Source organism: Candidatus Methylacidiphilales bacterium (assembly GCA_033875315.1).
Lineage (GTDB): Bacteria > Verrucomicrobiota > Verrucomicrobiia > Methylacidiphilales > CAZTYG01 > JANRJG01.
On record JANRJG010000042.1, the window covers coordinates 33,716 to 52,262 of the forward strand.

The 18,547-nt window shown below is 59.3% G+C and carries 15 protein-coding genes; 1 reads left to right on the top strand and 14 read right to left on the bottom strand.

Annotated elements, in window-relative coordinates; all coding sequences use genetic code 11:
• Positions 1–24: 24 nt before the first annotated feature.
• The 11 genes from SFU85_13725 to cpaB form a co-directional block, all read right to left on the bottom strand.
• On the bottom strand, positions 25–2,550 hold the full coding sequence (locus SFU85_13725) for a pilus assembly protein (GenBank protein MDX6767836.1): 2,526 nt from the start codon (positions 2,548–2,550) through the stop codon (positions 25–27).
• A gap of 29 nt (positions 2,551–2,579) precedes the next feature.
• Entirely contained in the window at positions 2,580–3,239 is a 660-nt protein-coding gene (locus tag SFU85_13730) for a TadE/TadG family type IV pilus assembly protein (protein MDX6767837.1), read from the bottom strand.
• A complete protein-coding gene (locus SFU85_13735; GenBank protein MDX6767838.1) occupies positions 3,236–3,724 on the bottom strand; it encodes a TadE/TadG family type IV pilus assembly protein in 489 nt (162 codons plus the stop codon). The genes SFU85_13730 and SFU85_13735 overlap by 4 nt, the downstream gene beginning before the upstream one ends.
• A gap of 67 nt (positions 3,725–3,791) precedes the next feature.
• Positions 3,792–4,481: a response regulator transcription factor gene (locus SFU85_13740; protein MDX6767839.1), complete on the bottom strand. Its 690-nt coding sequence runs from the start codon at positions 4,479–4,481 to the stop codon at positions 3,792–3,794.
• Positions 4,478–5,575 carry a histidine kinase gene (locus SFU85_13745; GenBank protein MDX6767840.1) on the bottom strand — a complete coding sequence of 366 codons (1,098 nt, stop codon included), beginning with the start codon at positions 5,573–5,575 and terminating at the stop codon, positions 4,478–4,480. The genes SFU85_13740 and SFU85_13745 overlap by 4 nt, the downstream gene beginning before the upstream one ends.
• A 9-nt stretch (positions 5,576–5,584) precedes the next feature.
• Entirely contained in the window at positions 5,585–6,538 is a 954-nt protein-coding gene (locus SFU85_13750; GenBank protein MDX6767841.1) for a type II secretion system F family protein, read from the bottom strand.
• Positions 6,535–7,536 carry a type II secretion system F family protein gene (locus tag SFU85_13755; protein MDX6767842.1) on the bottom strand — a complete coding sequence of 334 codons (1,002 nt, stop codon included), beginning with the start codon at positions 7,534–7,536 and terminating at the stop codon, positions 6,535–6,537. Before SFU85_13755 ends, SFU85_13750 begins: the two co-directional genes overlap by 4 nt.
• A complete protein-coding gene (locus SFU85_13760; GenBank protein ID MDX6767843.1) occupies positions 7,533–8,999 on the bottom strand; it encodes a CpaF family protein in 1,467 nt (488 codons plus the stop codon). Before SFU85_13760 ends, SFU85_13755 begins: the two co-directional genes overlap by 4 nt.
• Positions 9,000–9,049: 50 nt before the next feature.
• Positions 9,050–10,204, bottom strand: a complete 1,155-nt coding sequence (locus SFU85_13765; protein ID MDX6767844.1) for a hypothetical protein — start codon at positions 10,202–10,204, stop codon at positions 9,050–9,052.
• A gap of 25 nt (positions 10,205–10,229) precedes the next feature.
• A complete protein-coding gene (locus tag SFU85_13770) occupies positions 10,230–12,077 on the bottom strand; it encodes a type II and III secretion system protein (GenBank protein MDX6767845.1) in 1,848 nt (615 codons plus the stop codon).
• A gap of 3 nt (positions 12,078–12,080) precedes the next feature.
• Positions 12,081–12,932: a Flp pilus assembly protein CpaB gene (gene cpaB, locus SFU85_13775; protein ID MDX6767846.1), complete on the bottom strand. Its 852-nt coding sequence runs from the start codon at positions 12,930–12,932 to the stop codon at positions 12,081–12,083.
• A gap of 145 nt (positions 12,933–13,077) precedes the next feature.
• On the opposite strand from cpaB, the gene SFU85_13780 reads away from it, so the two are divergent.
• Positions 13,078–14,307: a C39 family peptidase gene (locus tag SFU85_13780; GenBank protein ID MDX6767847.1), complete on the top strand. Its 1,230-nt coding sequence runs from the start codon at positions 13,078–13,080 to the stop codon at positions 14,305–14,307.
• A 25-nt stretch (positions 14,308–14,332) separates the two neighbouring features.
• Here SFU85_13780 and SFU85_13785 read toward each other — a convergent pair whose 3' ends face one another.
• The 3 genes from SFU85_13785 to dxs form a co-directional block, all read right to left on the bottom strand.
• Positions 14,333–15,274, bottom strand: coding sequence for a hypothetical protein (locus SFU85_13785; GenBank protein MDX6767848.1), 942 nt, complete (start codon positions 15,272–15,274; stop codon positions 14,333–14,335).
• 29 nt (positions 15,275–15,303) lie between these two features.
• A complete protein-coding gene (locus SFU85_13790) occupies positions 15,304–16,524 on the bottom strand; it encodes an argininosuccinate synthase (protein ID MDX6767849.1) in 1,221 nt (406 codons plus the stop codon).
• A gap of 109 nt (positions 16,525–16,633) precedes the next feature.
• Positions 16,634–18,538: a 1-deoxy-D-xylulose-5-phosphate synthase gene (gene dxs, locus SFU85_13795; protein ID MDX6767850.1), complete on the bottom strand. Its 1,905-nt coding sequence runs from the start codon at positions 18,536–18,538 to the stop codon at positions 16,634–16,636.
• Positions 18,539–18,547 lie beyond the last annotated feature (9 nt).

Consider the following 18,547-nt stretch of genomic DNA (forward strand, 5'->3'; position numbering starts at 1 on the left):
GATCATCGTATTGGGTTGAAGGCCTTACTGAACCAGCTTGAGGGAAATGCGCTTGGCGATTTCCTGGAAGGAGGCCACCAAGGCGGTGTTCCCGGCCGTCACATCGTAGTAATTGCCGTTGCGCTGGTTGCTGTATTGGGGAAAGGTGGCGTCGTTGTTGTCGTTGGCCATGCGTTTCATGGCGTCGGCGTAGGTGCCGGAATAGTCCACGGTGTAGATGGTGGCTTTCTGCTGCTCCCGCAGCAGCCAGCATTGGGCTTCAACCAACCAATAGCCGTTGGTGTTGTCCGGATTGGAGGTCTCCCATTGGTTGTTCCTCACCGACCACCAGTCCTTCCAATTCATGCGGTTGTTGGTGTCGTCGATTTCATCACGCACCGGACTCCAGTTGTATCGGGGTGGAACGGCCGTGGCGTTGGTGGTCCAGGAACCCAACTGGGTCAGGTCAGTGATGGCGCTGTAGGTGGCGTTTTCGGAAGAATTGGTGCCTACCGGGTTGGTGAACTGATCAAGTCCCCCGGCGCAAGTGAAATTCGGGTAAAAGTCGGAGATGGCCATGGTCCCAATACCATACAAGTCTCTAGGAGGCAATGTGGAGGAGGAGACCGAGGCTTTGACCCAGTTGACCGGGTTGGAGCTGCTGGAATAACCGCTGTAAGTATCGCGAAAGAAAACGCCGTAACTGTTGGCGTAGCGCCGGGTGCCCGGGAAAAAGCCGACATAGTCATTGGTCATGACGCCATCGGGATCGTGACGGTTTTTGGTGCCGTCCCAGGAGTAACGGGGAGACGAGGTGTTTTTAAACGGATTCATGGCATCGGCAATGACCGCCCCGGGAAACCCAACCAGGTTGATGTTGAAAAGCTTGGCCTTTTCGTAAACCATCCGGTAGCGGGTGGCATTGGTGCTGAGGGCGGTGGCATCGGCCAGATTCCAATAGGGGGAATTGTTCAAAGCCGGATTGGTGGTGCCATTTTTAAAGAAAAAATTGGCCGGATACGACCAATCCTTCCACTTGGAAGAGGAACTGGGAATGCTGAAGGAAACCGGGTAGAGCACCAAGTTGGCATTGCTGGTCCCCCCATTGTTGTTGATTCCGTTGGCGTTGACCCCGCGCCCGCGCGGGTAAACCGAGTCTGAAAGGCTGGAGCCGGGATAAGCGGCGGTGAGGTCGGCCAAATAAGTGGAGGGAGGACTGCCGCTGGTGGTGCTGCCCGAATGGCTGGCGAAACTGGCTTTCCAAACCACGGTCGAGTTATCGGTGAACGTGTTGATGGGGTCATCGATGATGCCGCGCACCCCCCGGGCAAGGGTGGCATTGCCCACTGTGCCAAACAAAGCCGTGGGGGCAGCGCGGGTGGCCAGGTTGTAAGAGGTGAAGCCGGAGGTGGCAGAAGAATCGAACGCAGGAATGGGGACATCCGTGGCCGAGGTCATGTTTCCAACCAGCAAAGGATCCAAATGGAAATCATACTTGGCCGGCAGCCAAGTGGGCCGGGCACTGGGATCCGTGGCCGTGCCGTTCGCGTCGTTCCAAGGGTAGCCGAAGCCGGGGCCACGGGCGTAGGAAGACAGGGTGTTGAATTGACCGTCGGTCATCAGCACGTAATTGACCTGGATCTGGTCCCGGATGGCCTGGGGATAGGTGTCCAACATCGCCTTGACGTTCTTGGCCGCAATGCGCATGCCCTCATATGCGTTGGTGCTCCCATACCACTTCAGGTTGCTGTTGAGCCAATTGGAGACATTTTTTGAGGAAACTCCGCCAATGCCGGTGTTGAAACCCCGGGCCGGGAAGAAATAGCCGTCGCTGGTCTCACCGTCGTCATCTTCATTCGGCGGCCAGACCACGGCGGCATTTCGGCTGTAGGCGACCACAAGCATGAAATCGCGGGTGTCGTCGAAGAACGGGCAAAAGGCCTCGACGGCATCGAGCAATCCATCAGCGCGGGTGCCGGAGGTGGGAAAATTACCGGAATTGCCCTGCTCCAACATCGAACCGGATATGTCCAGGACGAGGGCGATGACGGCGGGGAACCTTTTGGCCACGGCCTTGCGTTTCATCTCGACATAATTCGAGCCGATGATGCGCATGAAATAGGTCGGCTGGCGGACCTGGGCTTCCACGGTGGTGAAAATCACGTCCACCGGCTTGTAATCGTAGGTGGTGTTGCCGCTCCCGACCGTCGTGACCCGGGCCCACTCGCCCACATTGTTGGAAATGTACATCTGCTCCCCACCAGTGGCGTTGATGGTCCCGTTGACCGTCCAATCGTTGACGGTTTTTCCAGAAAGGAAATCGGGGTAGTTGGCCTTGAGGGTGGTCAAAGCGACGGCCTTGCGGCGATCCAGGCTCATTTTGGGGTTTTCCCCGATGCGCAGGGCGGTGGAATCCAGGGCACGGGAGATACGCGCGTCGGCACGATACATCAGACCGACGTCGACGGTCAGGCCGGTCATGAGGATGACGATGGGGAGCACCAGGGCAAATATGATGAGGATCTGGCCTTTTTTATCACGGCGGAGGAAGTGCCAGGGGAATGCTTTCATAGTCATGGATTCATGGGTTCGGTTGGATGTCAAAAGAAGCACCGGTCATAGAGGGTACCGGGTATGAGACCGGAGACGATTTTTCCAAGAGGAGTCACGGTGGTGTAGGTGCGGAAGATTTCCACACAGACGGATTTTTCACCAGCGGCGAGGTAGTCAATGGTGAGCAGTTTCGAGGTGTCGGGGTTGCCGTTGGGCAGGTTCTGGGCCAGGACCGTATCGACCGCACCGATGCGCGAGTAGGAACCGCTGCTGGCATTGCCGCCGGAGTAATAAAATTGTTTATCGATGATGATGACGTCGTCGGTGGTCGAATTGGCGGTGTGGGTGCTGCGGTTGGGCCCATCGAGACGGATGAGGGAGGAAACGACCACTTGGTAGATACTGGAAGATTCACCGGACTGGACCACGCTGCTCATCATGGGAGTGACGACCTTGGTCTGGATTTCCGAAGAGGCACCGGTGGCGGTGGCATCGATGCTCCAGCGCATGTACATGCGGGCCCCTTCGCGGTCGGCTGCGGCCATGCGGTTGAGGCTGCCGATCAGAATCCCGAGTTCGATGGCACCGAAAACCAGGACCATCATAACCGGGACGGCAACGACGACGAATTCAATCAGGGCCTGGCCTCTGCGGTGGGGGTGCCGGGCACCGGGACTGAGTGAGACCATTTCGGTTTTCAGGTTCATGGTTCGTTGGTGGATTGGATGGTGACCTGGATATCCAAGCTTTTGGAAGAGCTGGCCGCCCCCACCATCTTGATCAGCGGGGTGACATAGGTGAAGGGGAGCTTCAATTGGGCAACCACCGAACTGCCGTAGGTGCCCGCATCGGACGGAGTGAGGACAAGGGCATCACTGGAGGTCTGGTTGGCAGACACAGTGGGGAGGGAAACCCCCCGCAGCAGGAAATTGCCGTCCGCGCTCTTGAGGGCATTCACAAAGACTTCGCGCCGGGTCAAGGTGTTGCCAGCTTGGAGGGGGTCGTAGACGGTGGAGGCGCGAATGCCCGCCCGCAGCATGTGGGCCATGCGTTGTTTGGTGTAAAGGTAACGTCCGAGATCCAACAGGCCCATGAGGCAGATGGTGAAGACGACAAAGACGAGGGCGAACTCGACCAGGGTTGATCCTTTGGAGCAGCGCGGAGACCGCAGGCTGGGTGAAACAAGCCGCATGGTCGGGAAAATATCCGATCTGGGGCCGTTCGGCAACGGCGCATTAGCCCCATAGTGTATAGGGCCTTTAGTCCCTATCGGCGCCGGGCGCTTCTGTGGATCTGCCCGGCTGGCATTCCATGTAAAGGACCGCCACTTGGGAACGCCGGGCTGCGCCCAGTTTGATAAAGATGCGTCCGAGGTAGTTTTTGACTGTTTTTTCACTCAGGCCCATCTCCTCGGCGATCTCCTTGTTCAGCTTGCCCCCCGCGACCAGAGAGGCGATGCGGCGTTCCTGGGCGGATAACTGGGCCATGCGGGCTTCGATGCGGCGGTGGTCGTTGCGCTCCTGTAGAGCCAGGGCCAGGCTTTGGGCAACTTCGGGGGGGAAGACCCGGCCACCGGCGGCGACATCGGTGATGGCACGTCTGAGTTCGGCGCGGTCGATGTGTTTGAGCAAAAATCCCGAGGCCCCGGCTTCAATGCCCTCCAAAGCAGTGGCATGATCGAGAAACGAAGTCAGGATGAGCACCCGTGCCTCACAACCGGTGGCAATGATCCTCCGGCACACCTCGGCACCCGGAATGTCGGGCAACCGGAGGTCGAGCAAGACCACGTCAGGTTCCAGAGAGGCGGCCAGATCCACCGCAAGGCTTCCGGTTCCGGCCTCCCCGACGATGAGGAGATCGGAAAAGTGCTCCAGAAGGGCCCGCAATCCGGTGCGCACCATCTCATGATCGTCCACCAAGAGGATGCGGATGGGGGTGGGTGGATTCATGCGGCGTCCTCCATCGGTCCCGGGGCGTCCGTGCCCAGGGGCATGTCCAATTCGACCCTTGTTCCTCCACGGGCGCCGTCCATCCAGCGAATTTTGGCGCCGATGGAGCGGGCACGGCGGGACATGCTGTTGAGCCCGAGTCCGCCGAGGGCAGAGGGATTCATGCCCATGCCGTCGTCTTCGACCGACAGTCGAAGCTGTGCCTGACCGGTCCACAGCTGGACCCGCACCCGACGGGCCCGGGCATGGCGAACAACATTCATCAGTGCTTCCGAGGTGATGGCATAGAGTTCCTGGGACTGGCCGGGGGTGAGCAACTGGTCGACTTGGGAAGGGCAATCCAATTCGACCGAGACCCCACCGCTCATACTGGCGGTGAGGTCGGACAAAGCCCGGGAAAGAGAACGGATGCGGTGGAGCAGGCCTGCCGACCCCTGCAGACTGCCCCGCAGGTTGGTCAGCAATTGATTGATCTGGCCGGTGGCCGTGGAAAGATCGGCAGCCTGGGGCAGGCCGGGATCCAAAGAGGAACGGATCAATTCCAACTTGAGACCGATGGCATATAGGCTCTGGATCAATCCGTCGTGCAGATCGTGGATCAATCTTTCCCGGTCCCGTGTCAATTCGGTCAATTGGGCTTCCCGCTCGCGCACCCGGTCTTCGGCCAGACGGCGGACGGCGATTTCCGATTCCAAAAGATCGCGCTGCTCGAATGAGCGCTTCATCAGACGGGCGAGTTCACCCATCTCAGTGGGTTCCCTGACGAGGCGGGCCAGGGGCATCGGGCTCCCCTCATGCAAGCTGGAGGTGATCAGATGGAGCGGGCGGATGACGCCGAAAATCATGACGATGGTGAAGATCAAGCCCGTGGCGATGATCAGCCAAAAAGTCACCTGCCAGGTCAAGCCAAGCCCGGGACCCGCAGGAAAAGGACCTTCCCCGCCCCGGCCCAGCCAGGAGAGCATGAAGAGCAGGACCACCAGTCCGAAATTAAGAAAAATCAAAAAGAGACAGAGCCCGAGGGTGAGCCGGTGCCGCCCTCGCCCAAAGCTGCTGCCGGTCTTCATGCGAAGGTAAAGGCAGGAGCCGGACATTTTGCGACTTCAGAGCGCAAATTTGCCATTGACCAGTTGCAGGGCGGCCGGCCCGAGAATGACAATGAAAAGACAGGGAAGAATGAAGAGGACGAGCGGGATCATGATCTTGACCGGGGCCTGGTTGGCTTTGGTTTCCGCGCGCTGGCGGCGTTTGAGACGCATGGCCTCGGTTTGAATCTCAATGACCCCGGTGAGGCTGCCGCCCAGTTTGGCGATGTAATTGACCGCTGCGATGAACGTGCGCAGGTCCTCGACCCCGGTTCGTTTGACCAGGTTGTTGAGAGCGACCGACCGTGCAATACCGAGGTTGATTTCGCGCAGGGTGCGGCGCATTTCCTCGGCCAGGGGGCCCTTGGTACGTTCCGCGACGATCTGCATGGCACCGTCGAATGCCATACCGGCGGAAACACTGATGCTGATGAGGTCGAAAGTGAAGGGCAGGGCGAGCGAGATCTCGTGTTTGCGTTTGTTGGCACGCCCGCGGATGATGCCCACCGGCAGACGTTGGCCGAGAAGCGCGCCTATCCCGCAGACCGCCAGCAACAAGATCGGCGCCACGGTGCCCTGGAGCACGGCCGGAGTGAAGAGAAACGCAAAAAGCAAGGGGATGGCCGCGGCCAACATCCAGGAAAGGGTGGTCAACTGGGCTCCGGTCAACTGCCCGATCATGCCGGCCTCGGCGATGGCCTGGTCGGCGTCGGCCACCATTTTGGCCGGGGTGAATCCGGCAAATTTCTTCGACCACTTGTTCGACAAAGGCAGAAAGACACGGGCGACGATACCCTTGTTCATCTGCTCGGCGTCACGCAGGCCGCCCTGGGATGCGGCCTCGCCCTGTTGGCCCTTTTGCAGACGTGCGGTCAGGCTGACCGGCTTGGATTCCCCGGTGGTGAAAGCGGCCGCGATGCAGATGAAAGCACCGGTCAGGAGAAAAAACGTGATGATCAACAACGGGCTCATATTTCGATATCGACGATGCGCCAGATGATAAAAGCGCCGAGAAGCTGCATGCTGAGGGCGAAGCCGATGAGAAAATAGCCGGGCACAGTGGAAATCAGGGGTTTGATGTAATCCGGGTTGATGACCGCCACCGCGCCGCCGATGACGAAAGGCATACTGGCCACCAGCACGCCGGAGAGTTTTCCCTGTGTGGTGAGGACATTGATCTGTCCCTGGATCTTGAGCCGATCACGGATGGTGGCGGCGGTTTTCTCAAGGATTTCCGCAAGATTGCCCCCCACCTTGCGCTGGATGATGTATCCACTGACGACAATCTTGAGTTCCTCACTGGGAACACGCAAAAGCATGTTCTCCAGGGATTCCTGCTCGGGCATGCCGAGGTTGGTTTCCTTGATGACCTGGCGGAACTCCGAGGCGATGGGTTCGGGAGACTCGGCCACGGCGACGTTGCAGCCCTGCAGGAAGGACTGGCCGGCCCTGAGAGAGTTGACCACCAAAATCAGGAAGTCGGCCAACTGGGTGGTGAATTTGTTGACCCTCATGCCCTTGCGCATGTGGATGATGGGGACATGCAGAAAGGAAAAAACCAGAAATGCCAAAACGCCCAGAACCAGGTTGCGCGAGATGAGGGCAACACCCAGGGCTCCGATACACGCGAAGGCCCCCCGAAGGATGAGGAACTCGGAAACGCGGAGCGGAATGTCGGCGCGGGCCAGATCCTGTTCGATGGTGTTGAAAAAGGCCTCACCGGTAAATCGCCCCAAAACCGGCTTGAGGTCGACGTTGGAAAGCAGGCTTCTTTTCTTCTCATCGGCCAGACCCGCGGCGAACTCCGCCTTCAACTCCTCGGGAACGGCGGTGAGTTTGCTGATACGGGACTTGACCTTGCTCTCGGTTTTCTCGCCTCCAAGGAGCGAACCGAAGGCCATGGCCAGGGCAATGAAGGTGAAGAGTGTGCAGAAAACAACGGCAAGAAAGAGCAGGGTATCCTGGCTCATGGGACCTCCACCACGGTTTGAAAGACCTCGACTGGCAGGTTTTCCCCGTGCGCCCTGAGCTTGTCCATGCATTTGGGAATAATGCCATTGCCGCGCAGGACGCCTTTGACCTTGCCTTCCGGAGTCAGCCCCGTTTGCTCGAAAACGAACAAATCCTGCAGGGTGATGGTTTGTCCCTCCATGCCCTGCACCTCGGTGATATGGGTGATACGGCGAGATCCGTCCTGCAGACGCGACGTCTGGACAAACAAATGGACGGCACTGGCCAACTGTTCCCGGATGGCCTTTTCCGGCAGGTCCACCCCGGCCATCAGCACCAGGGTGGAGATGCGGGATAACGCGTCACGCGGGGTGTTGGCATGCGTGGTGGTCAACGAACCATCGTGGCCGGTGTTCATGGCCTGGATCATGTCGAGGGCCTCGCCCCCACGGCACTCGCCGATGACGATGCGGTCCGGGCGCATCCGCAACGAGCTTTTCACCAGATCGCGGATCGAAACCTCGCCTTTGCCTTCGATGTTGGCGGGCTTGGCCTCGAGGCGGACGACGTGGGGCTGCATGAGGGCAAGCTCGGCGGCGTCTTCGATGGTGAGAATGCGGTCGCCTTCGGGAATGAATCCGGAAAGGGCGTTGAGCAGGGTGGTTTTGCCGGAACCCGTGCCACCGGAGACCACGATGTTGAGGGCACCGCGCACGCAGGCTTGGAGGAACATGGCCATGCCCTTGGATAGGGCCTTGAACTCGATCAGACGGTCGATGGTGAGTTTGTTCTTGCTGAATTTGCGGATGGTGATGGTCGGGCCATTGAGGGCGCAGGGAGGTACAACCACGTTGACACGGGAACCATCGGGCAAACGGGCATCGCAGATCGGGCTCGATTCATCGACCCGGCGCCCGAGCGGCGAGAGGATCTTGTCGATGACCCGGCGGCAGCTGGCATCATCGACAAATTTGATCGGGGAAAGAGTGATACGGCCCTTCTGTTCGATGTAAATGGTCTGGGGGCCATTGACCATGATTTCTGTCACGGTTTCATCGTTGAGCAGGTCTTCAAGAGGCCCGAAGCCGACCATCTCGTTGACCACATCGGCCATGAGCTTGTCGCGCAACTGGCGTCCGATGGGGACCTTGTCGGCCGAAAGTTTTTCATCGATCAACTGCTCGATGGTCTGCCGCAGCATCTGCTGGTTGCCGCTATTGAGGAGCTGGGGATTGATCTTCTGGATCAGGTAGGGCAGGAGGGAACGCTTGAATTGGAGGATGAATTCGGCGGCGGCATTGGTGGCGGAAGTCGGCGCGGATGGGATGGCGCCGGAAGGGGCGGAAGCCGGGACGGGGCCGGCCGGCCGGGCTTGGGGCGGGGTCAAGCTGGGCTTGGAAATACCCGGGCTCATGGTGCCGGGTGGACGGCTGAAGCCCGGTCTGGAACCCGGACCGCCGTAGCCTGGGGGAATGGGTCTCATGGCATCAGTCTAGAAGGATTGCCGGCATCGTTCAACCGGAAACCATGCCACTAGGCGGAGGGTTTATCGTCCCAACGTTGGGCGGTGTATTCGGCCAGCTTGGAAACGACGGCGGAGAAGGGATGGTCCGCGTGTGACTGCATCAGGGGTTTGCCGCTATTGATGCTGAAGGTGGTTTCGGCGGCCACGCTGGGCAGGTAAGCCGTGACCTGGTGCGCCAGAACTTCCTCGATTTCGGCCTCGCTGATTTCCGAGCCCACCTCGGCATTGTTGATGATGATTTTGATTTTCTCGGCGGGGATCCCACGGGCGGTGAAAGATTTGATCTGTCGTTGCATGGCCATCAACCGGGCCAGGTCCCTGGTGCCGAGGAGGAAAATCAAGTCGGCCTCATCCACTGCGGCCGCAGTCATGGGCAGATCATAGGCACCGGTATCGATCACGCTGAAATCGGCAACTTCCCGCACCGCCTTGACCATGTTCTTGGCTTGCTCGTAATCAAAGCCATAGAAGTCAAATTCGTCATTGGGGCAGGCCAGGAAGCGGAAGCCAAGGGCATGTTCCGCAAGGAGGTTGCGCAAAAGGCCGCTGTCCAAACCCATTCCCTGGCCGATGGCATCGGCCATGGTGTGACGGGGGACCTGGTCGAGCATGGTGAAGAAGTCGCCGGCGGACATGCTGAAGTCGAGCAACGTGGCCGGTGCGCCGTGGCGGCACAAACCAAGGGTGAGGTTGACGGCAAAAACCGTTTTGCCGACACCGCCACGTGGACTGGCGACCGCCACCACATAACCGGAGGCATCTCCGGTTTCCGAACCGCTGACAATCTGCTGGCTTCGATTGCTTTCCGCCTGTTTGTAGGTGTTTTGGATGGTTTGGGGGGAGAGCGGAGGGACCAGCACGTCGCGCAAGCCTGCTTGGAGGATTCTTTGCCAAACTTCCCCACCTTCACCGCCTTGGAGGATGGGGACGAAGTAAGCGTCGCGCAGTTTTTTGCGCAAGGCAGTGATGAGCTCCATGCCCTCCATGTCGGGCAGGGCCAATTGGACAAAAACCAGTTCAGGCCGGAGACCGGGACCGGCGGTGAGGGCTTGGTTGCCGGTGAGTCCCTGGCCAAGCATTTTGAAGCCTGGCAGAGAACCGAGCGCCTCCTGGAACGCCTTGGATACTTGGGGGTCCTGGTGGACAAGATAGAGGCCAGGCATGGAATGAGTCGGGTGGGTTCTGGAACTACGGCTTGACGGTTCCGTTCCCGCTGTTGTTGGGCAGGCCGGGCATTTTGGCCTCTTCCGGGACCACGGCCGCCCCGGCATTGGAGGTTGCCGGAGCGACGTTGGCATTGGCATCCAGGGGCCTCACGCCGACTTCGTTAAAATTTCCCGGAGTGGAGGGAACCGTGCGGGCGGGTTCACGCACAAAGACCTCCCGCGCGCTGATGCGCACCGGCTTCGAGTTGATCCCGACGGTCTGCATTTCCCGGCGCATGGGTGCCCCCTGGACGGAACGGTCGTTGACCTCGCTGAAATCGGAGAGCCCGGTGATGCAGGGTGTCAGGGTGAAGACCAGTTCGTTGCGGTTGTCGGTGTTGTTCCGGTTTTTGAACAATTCGCCAAGAATCGGGATTTTCTCGATGAAAGGAATGGCTTCCATGTTTTTGCGGTCCTCGCTGGTGAAGAGGCCCCCGATGACCAAAGTCGACCTGTCTTTGAGGGCGACGCGGGTTTCCATCTGGTTGGTGTTGACCGGAATGACGCCGTTGACCGCGGTGGCACCCAACGAGCTGACCGAAGGTTGGATGAGAAGTCGGACGACGCCATTCTCATCAATCGAATTGACCACCTGTTCCCGGGCCGCTCCGGTGTCAGACTCGGCGCGAGTGATCCTGCGGTCCTGGGTGGAAATGGTGGAGAAGGGAATGGTGCCGTCCGTGCGCGTGCGGAAAACGGCTTCTTCCCGGGTGATCGGGCTGATGCGCAAGGTGACCCCGACGGCCTGCTGGCTGAATTCCTGGGTGGTCACACCGTTATCGATGGTAACACTGGTGGGAATGGAGACAATGCTGCCGGCGATGAACTCGGCCGGCTGGCCGTTCATCACCGTGATGGTTGGGGATTGCAGAACCTTGACGTCGCCGCGGGTGATGGCGGCATTGAGCTGGGCTTGGAAATCCCCCACGGCGTTGGTGTTGATCACGTTAAAGAAAGGTGCGCCGGCGCTGAAAGCTTCCTGCACATTCAGCGGCAGGGTCAATCCGGAGGTGAACACACCGGCCGCGGAGCGTGTTCCATAGCGCATCCCGATGTTCGAGGTTTTGCTGACCTGAACACTGAGTACGTTGACCTTGATTTGAACCTGGATGATGTTCCTGGCACTCATCAGGTTGATGACATTTTCGGTGTAAGCATGGGCCACATTGATGGCCTTGATGATACGCAGGTCGTTCAGCAGCTCGCCCTCCAAGACAATCACAGGGCGGTAGTCGGACGCAGAGGTGACGGTCCCGGTGCTGGAGCCGGCAGCCTGTCCGCGGGGAGCGACAATTTCGCTGGCGGTTTCGTCGCCGAAGGCACGTCGCATGTTGGCGCCAACCAGCGAGGATTGCGGGGGAAGGACGGTGACTTTGAGGCCGGGATCCCCGACGAATTGGAGGATGGCGGTTTCCAGTTCTTTTTCGATTTCATTTTCCCGGAACCGGCTTTTGACCGAGATTTTGTACACCTTGGTTTCACCGTCTTCGGTCACACTGATGTTGGCTGTTCCCGGGGAACGCAGGGCCAGGACCACCTTGTCGGTCAGGTCGGCAGGCTGGCTCAAAATTTTGGGTTTTTCCAGAACCTCGCCGGCCGAATCCTTGAACTCCCAAAAGCCGTCGATGACAACCGACTTGTTGTCGATTTTGATGACCGCATTTTCGAAGTTCTTCACCGGGATGGTGATGTTTTCCTCAACAAATCCCGTGATGCCAGCGGCACCGGTTTCTTCTGCGGCGATGACCGTCGATGGGCAGAATGACAGCCACGGGCATATGGCGGCCAGCAGCACCAAGGGGACGTTAAGGGCGAATGGCTTCGTGATCATGGCTCAAAAAACGGTTTTTCTCGACGGCAATGCGGTTTTGGGTGGCGGAGCTTTGACTTCCGCAGCGGAATTATTGGCGCGAAGGAGGTTGGCGATGATGTTTTTCTCCAATTCCGATTGCGGCTCCTGGATGGCGGTGTCGTCGAAACGGCGCAAGACCAACCAAATTGAAGTGGCTACGGATTCGGCATTGGTGATGATTTCCGCCTCGCGCTGGGTGACTTCGAAGGTGGCATTGGTACCCATGGCCAACCGGCCTTTACCGCCCTCGGCCGTTTCTTCACCGCCCGCCACCTGGCTGCCGTGGATGATATCGAAGATTTTGACCCGCTGCAGGAATGTGATGGTGATCTTTTTTCCCATGGGGACATTTTTGGTCGGGAGCATGTCGTCTTCGAGTTCGAAGGACCCCACCAAATCGACAAAGTCACCGTTTTTGACGAGGAAGCTGTTGGCCTTCACCTCGTCCACCCGCACGGAAATCAATCTTTTACCCGGCTCGATGACCATGGAAGGCTTGGGCAGGCTTTCCCGTGTGCGGGCCTTAGGCTGGAGGAGCCACTCATTTTTGAACAGACTCTGGTAGGCAAAGAGATCCTTGACTTGGTCGAGGCTGCGCAAGGCGTTGTCGGGGATGACAGTGACAGGCACTTTCAGAACGCCCACGTTCATGTCGTTGAGCGGCGTGCCGGTTTCCAAGTCTTCTTTTACGAAAAGAACATCGCCCATCTCGATTTTGACTTCCGGTGCGGCTTCTATGACCGGTTTGGATGCGAGTGCTTTTTGGCGTTCCACATCGATCATTTTCTTGATCAAAAAGATGCTGCCAGCGCCAAGTACAAGCGCCAAAACCACTAGTATGGTAAATGATTTGTTCAAAACAGGCCTTTAATTACGCTTTTTATAGTAAAAAAGGGGGTATGCGTCAACAAATTGATTCAATCCGGGTCCGGGCTCGACCTGAGCGCGGGGCCCCTTAACTTGACAACGGAGAACGGCCATGCCCCTGCGACTTTCCAGAATTCCCCGATGCGCTCGCGTCCTGTTTGCTGCTGCCCTGCTCCTGATCCCTGCCGTGGTCCAAGCGACCAATTTGAACGATCTTTTCCATTTGCCGGTTTGGAAAGACAGCAACTTGTGGGACGACGAGGCCGAGGGTGTGGCGTGGCGGATGAAATTGAAGGGAACCAGCAACGCCGGAACAGAAATTTACCGCAACAGTTTTTACGGGAGCATGGAAGTGTTGGGGGAACCGCTTTTCTCCCTTGACCTGTACTGCTCCGAGCACAAGCCGCAGCGGGTGGTCTTTGGATTCATCAACCAGGCCGATCTCAACGCCGTGGGAACCCAGCTGGCCGAACCGGAGTTCCGCAAGAAACGCGATGAAGCCATGGGCAGAATCAGTGCCCAATTGAGCGAGCGTCTCGGCGCCCCGGCCGGGAGCGGACCATGGACATGGTCCTGGGTCGGGCACCAGATCCAAATGCAGGCCACTTCTTCGGCCCTGATCGTCACCCTCGAGAAAGGGAACTACGTGCCGAACGAAAGCGAAGCCCAGAAGATGGTGGAAAAGGACCACCGGGCCTTCGATCCGGCCGAACGGGTCAAGCGACGGTCCAACGGCGATGTGGTCATCACCGGGCTGCCTCCCATCTCACAGGGAAACCGCGGTTTCTGCGTTCCGGCCGCGTGGGAAAAGGTACTGCGCTACTACGGGGTATCCTTGAATGTTTATGAGTTGGCGGAGGCGGGAGGCACCACCGTCAACGGCAGTTCCTTCCGTGGTTTTGCCGGCAGTGTCAGCCGGGACCTGTCCCCCTTGGGCTTCAAGCTCGATTACCTGCGGGAAACGGCAGACGATCTGGCCGGAATCCAGGGCTATCTCGACCGCGGCCTGCCCTTGGTCTGGGGGATCGACGCCCAGTTGTTGCCTTTGTGGGTCGAGCAGACGGGCCGCCGGCGGGACGGACTCGAGGCCAGCGACAAGGTGGTTAGGAAACTCACCGGACCCCCGGGCTACCACGCGCTCCTGATCATCGGATACAACCTGGCCAAAGAGGAAATCGCGCTCTCCGATTCGACCGAACTCGGCCACAGCCATCCGGAAATCTGGATCACGCGGAAAGAGGCCGGGTTGGTGGCCATCCCCTCCGCTCCGCTCATCGCCATCCTTCCCCCGAATGCCCTGACCGTCCCGACGCGTGCCTTCAAAAAAGCCCGCTGGTATTGAACACCCGGTGAGGGCGGGGCTTGGCTTACTTCGCGCGGGTCTTCCCCCGCGACTGGAGCCATGCCTCGGCCGCGGCCCGTGAGGGAAACCAGAAACTGGACGCGGTCTCGGCCCGGGAAAGTTCCGCCGCACTCACAATCGCATCATCGCCGTCCCGCAACACCCAGCCATCGAGTTGCGAGATGTTCTCCAGCCGGGTGCCCGGGTAGGTTTCGGGCTTCTGGCGCAGATTGAGGGAATCGGCCAAGAATTGTTTGGCCAATGACGCCACCCGTTCAGGTGTTCCCTTGGTTTGATCAAGCTCCAACAGCGCCCAATTGGCGCCCAAGGTCCGGTTCTCCAAGTAAAGCTTGCGGGTCTTCTCCGCCGCGCCATCGGGCTGGTCGGTGGCCGAGACAAACAAACCCGGCACCCGGCGGGACGAGGCATAAGGAGGCGTCCACCATGCGCCAAGAACGCTCACGAAAGCCATCATCTTGTCCGCCTTGTAGAGGGTCATGGAAGCCGCGAATTGCGCCCCGGAGGAAATACCCCAAACCATGAAATTGGACTGACCGAGGTCGCGCCGTCCTGTCAGACGATCAAAGTCACGCAACGCCTGGGTGACGGCCAGTCCGGAGCCGCGCATGGCATTGGAGTAGTCACGGCGGTCATCGTCCTCAAACTGGCATCCCAGCAAAGCCAGTTGGTGTTCTGAGGCAAAGGCGGGCCAGCCGTCTTTATCCACCAGCGGCCGGCCGTCTTCATTGTGCCCCGGAACCAACACCAACACCCCCCGCACCGTCTCCAGGCCGGCAGGGATCAGGCAACGGAAACGGGCCACAGTGAAGTTATCGGCCGGACGGGCCGGGATTTCACAATCGAACGTCTGCGCTGACGCAGTCGGTTCCGCTAAAATGACGGCCGCGCACAGGGCGAAAATCATCCACAGTCCGCACCTTGAATGATCCCGCAAAGATAGGTTCATGGCGAAAGTCTGCGGGCCGGTTCGGCGGTTCAGGAAGGACGTCCCCTGCCCTTGCGGGCCGGGCCGGCCACTCGGGACCAGGATTTGAGACGTAGGGCGTTGAGATTGATGAAACCGGTGGCATCGCCCTGGTTGTAGGCCCCGGCGTCGGCCTCCATCGTGGCGACGTGCGGGTTATAAAGGGAAACCTTGCTGCGCCGTCCGGCGGTGATGATGTTTCCCTTGTAGAGCTTGATCCGGACCGAACCGGTGACGTTTTCCTGGCTCTGGTCAACGGCGGCCTGGAGAAAATTCCGCTCGGGGGCGAACCAGAAACCGTTGTACACCAGCTCGGAATACTTCGGGATCATCCCGTCGCGCAGATGCATGACCTCGCGGTCCATGGTCAGGGTTTCCATCTGGCGGTGGGCGAAGTGGAGGATGGAGCCTCCCGGGGTTTCATAGACGCCACGCGATTTCATGCCGACGAAGCGGTTCTCCACCAAGTCGACCCGGCCGACTCCGTGTTTGCCGCCGAGCTTGTTGAGGGCTTTCATGACCCCGGCCGGGGTGAGTCGCTTGCCATTGACCGCGACACAGTTCCCACGCTCGAAATCCAATTCGACGTATTCTGCCTTGTTGGGGGCATCCTCGGGAGCCACGCTGAGAACGAACATATCCTTGGTCGGCTCGCGCCATGGATCTTCCAAGATACCACTTTCAAAGCTGATGTGGAGGAGGTTCCGGTCCATGGAGTAGGGCTTCTTGGCCGTCACGGGGACGGGAATGCCCTTGGACTTGGCGTAAGCGATGAGATCGCTGCGGCCCTTGAAATTCCAGGTGCGCCAGGGCGCGATGACTTTCAGTTCGGGAGCGAGGGCGGCGAAGGTGAGCTCGAAACGCACTTGGTCATTGCCCTTGCCGGTGGCGCCGTGGGCCACCGCTTCGGCTTTCTCCAAACGGGCGATGTCGACCTGCCGCTTGGCGATGAGGGGGCGGGCGATGCTGGTGCCGAGGAAATACTGGTTCTCGTACAGTGCCCCGGCCCTGACCATCGGGTAGATGAAATCACGGGCAAATTCCTCGGTCAGGTCGTCGATGTAGCACTTGGAGGCCCCGGTGCGGACGGCTTTTTTGTCGAGGCCCTTGAGTTCCTCTTCCTGGCCGATGTCGGCGCAGAAGGCGATGATTTCGGCCCCGTATTCTTCCTGGAGCCAGCGGAGAAGGATGGAGGTGTCGAGACCCCCGGAATAGGCGACAACGATTTTCATAAATGACTGGTTGATGGGGCAGGCAAAGAGCGAAGCAGGGTGGTTTTTCGCAGGGGTGATGCCGCGTTGTCTCCAACGCGGTTTGGATCATTTCCCTTGCTGATCCACCTCAGGCCACGGCGGGTTTGGCGGCGGCGGGTTTGAGTTTCTTGAGGAAAGGCTGCAGTTTTTCCAATGCCCCTTCCACGCTCAGGCCGTGGAGCGCGCGCAGCTGGTCGACCTTGCCGTGGTCGATGAACTGGTCGGGCCAGCCGATGCGGACGACCGGGGTGTTGAGGCCGAGATCGCTCAGTTCCTCGATGACCCCGGCACCGAAGCCCCCCTTGATGACATGGTCCTCGAAAGTGACAATAACCTCGCAACTGCGGGCAAAGAATTCGAGGGTGCCGCGGTCGAGGGGTTTGGCGAAACGGGCATTGATGATGGCGGTGGAAACGCCCTGGGCCTCGAGCTTGGCCGCGAGTTCCTGCCCCATGGGGAGCATGTGACCGTAGCTCCAAACAGCGACTTGGGTTCCGTGTTTGATGACCTCGGCCTTGCCGATGGGAAGGAGCTGGGGGTTTTCCTTGACCTTCGCGCCCACACCCGCGCCACGCGGATAACGCAGGGCCACAGGCCCCGCATACTGGGTGGCGGTGTAGAGCATATCCGCCATCTCATCTTCATCCTTGGGCGACATGTGGACCATGTTGGGCACGCAGCGGAGGTAGGAGATGTCAAAAAGGCCGTGGTGGGTCGGACCGTCATCGCCGGAAAGACTGCCGCGGTCCATGGCGAACACGACGGGGAGGTTCTGGAGGGCCACATCATGAATGATCATGTCGTAGGCACGCTGAAGGAACGTGGAGTAGATGGCGCAGACCGGTTTGTAGCCTTTGGTGGCCAGTCCTGCGGCAAAGAGCACTGCATGTTCCTCGGCGATGCCGACATCGAAGTACTTGTCCGGGTGTTTGGGCTGGAAGCGGTCGAGGGCGGTGCCGTTGGGCATGGCGCCGGTGATGGCGACGATTTTGTTGTTGGTGTTGGCCAGCTTGACCAAGGTGTCGGCGAAAACCTGGGAAAAGGTGGCGGGTCCGCTGGCGTCACTTTCGCCGTCGGTCGGGTGGTAGGTGCCGGGGCCGACACCGTGGTATTTCTTCTGTTTGGACATGGCCAGCTCGAAGCCCTTGCCCTTCTGGGTGAGAACGTGGAGCAGGACGGGATGATCCTGGTCCTTGAGGAAGTTCAACATCTTGATCAGGCTGTCGGTGTCGTGGCCGTCAACCGGGCCGTAATAGGTCAGTCCCATTTCCTCGAAAATGACGCTGGGAAGAAGGAGGCTTTTGGCGGCTTCCTCGGCCTTTTTGGCGTATTTGAGGGCGGTCTGTCCACCGAGGCGCTCGATAACCTGGCTGGCCTTGTCGTGGAGGTAGCTGAACTGCGGGTTGGTGGAGATTTTATTGAAGTAGCTGGCAATGGCACCGACGTTCTTGTCGATGGACCACTCGTTGTCGTTGAGGATGACGATGAGCTTCTTGGTGTGTTGGGTGATATTGTTCAGGGCCTCGAAGGTGACCCCGCAGGTGAAGGCGGCATCACCGCAAAGGGCGACCACATGTTCATCGCTTTTGCGCAGGTCACGGGCCGTGGCCATGCCGACGGCGGCGGAAAGCGCGGTGCCGGCGTGGCCCGCACCGTAGCAATCGTGCGGGCTTTCGGTGCGGAGCATGAAGCCATTGAGCCCTCCGGCTTGGCGGATGGTGGGGAACTGTTTGCGGCGCCCGGAGAGGATCTTGTGGACGTAGGCCTGGTGGCTGACATCGAAAACAAAGTTGTCTTTGGGGGTTTCGAAGACGTGGTGCAGGGCGATGGTCAGCTCGACCAGGCCGAGGTTGGGGCCGAGATGCCCCCCGTTTTTGCTGCAAACCTGGATCAGTTCATCCCGGATTTCCTGCGCCAGGACGGCCATCTCTTCCGTATTGAGTTTTTTGACATCAGCCGGTCCATTGATCCGGTCCAGTATTTTTGCAGCCATGTGGTTCTC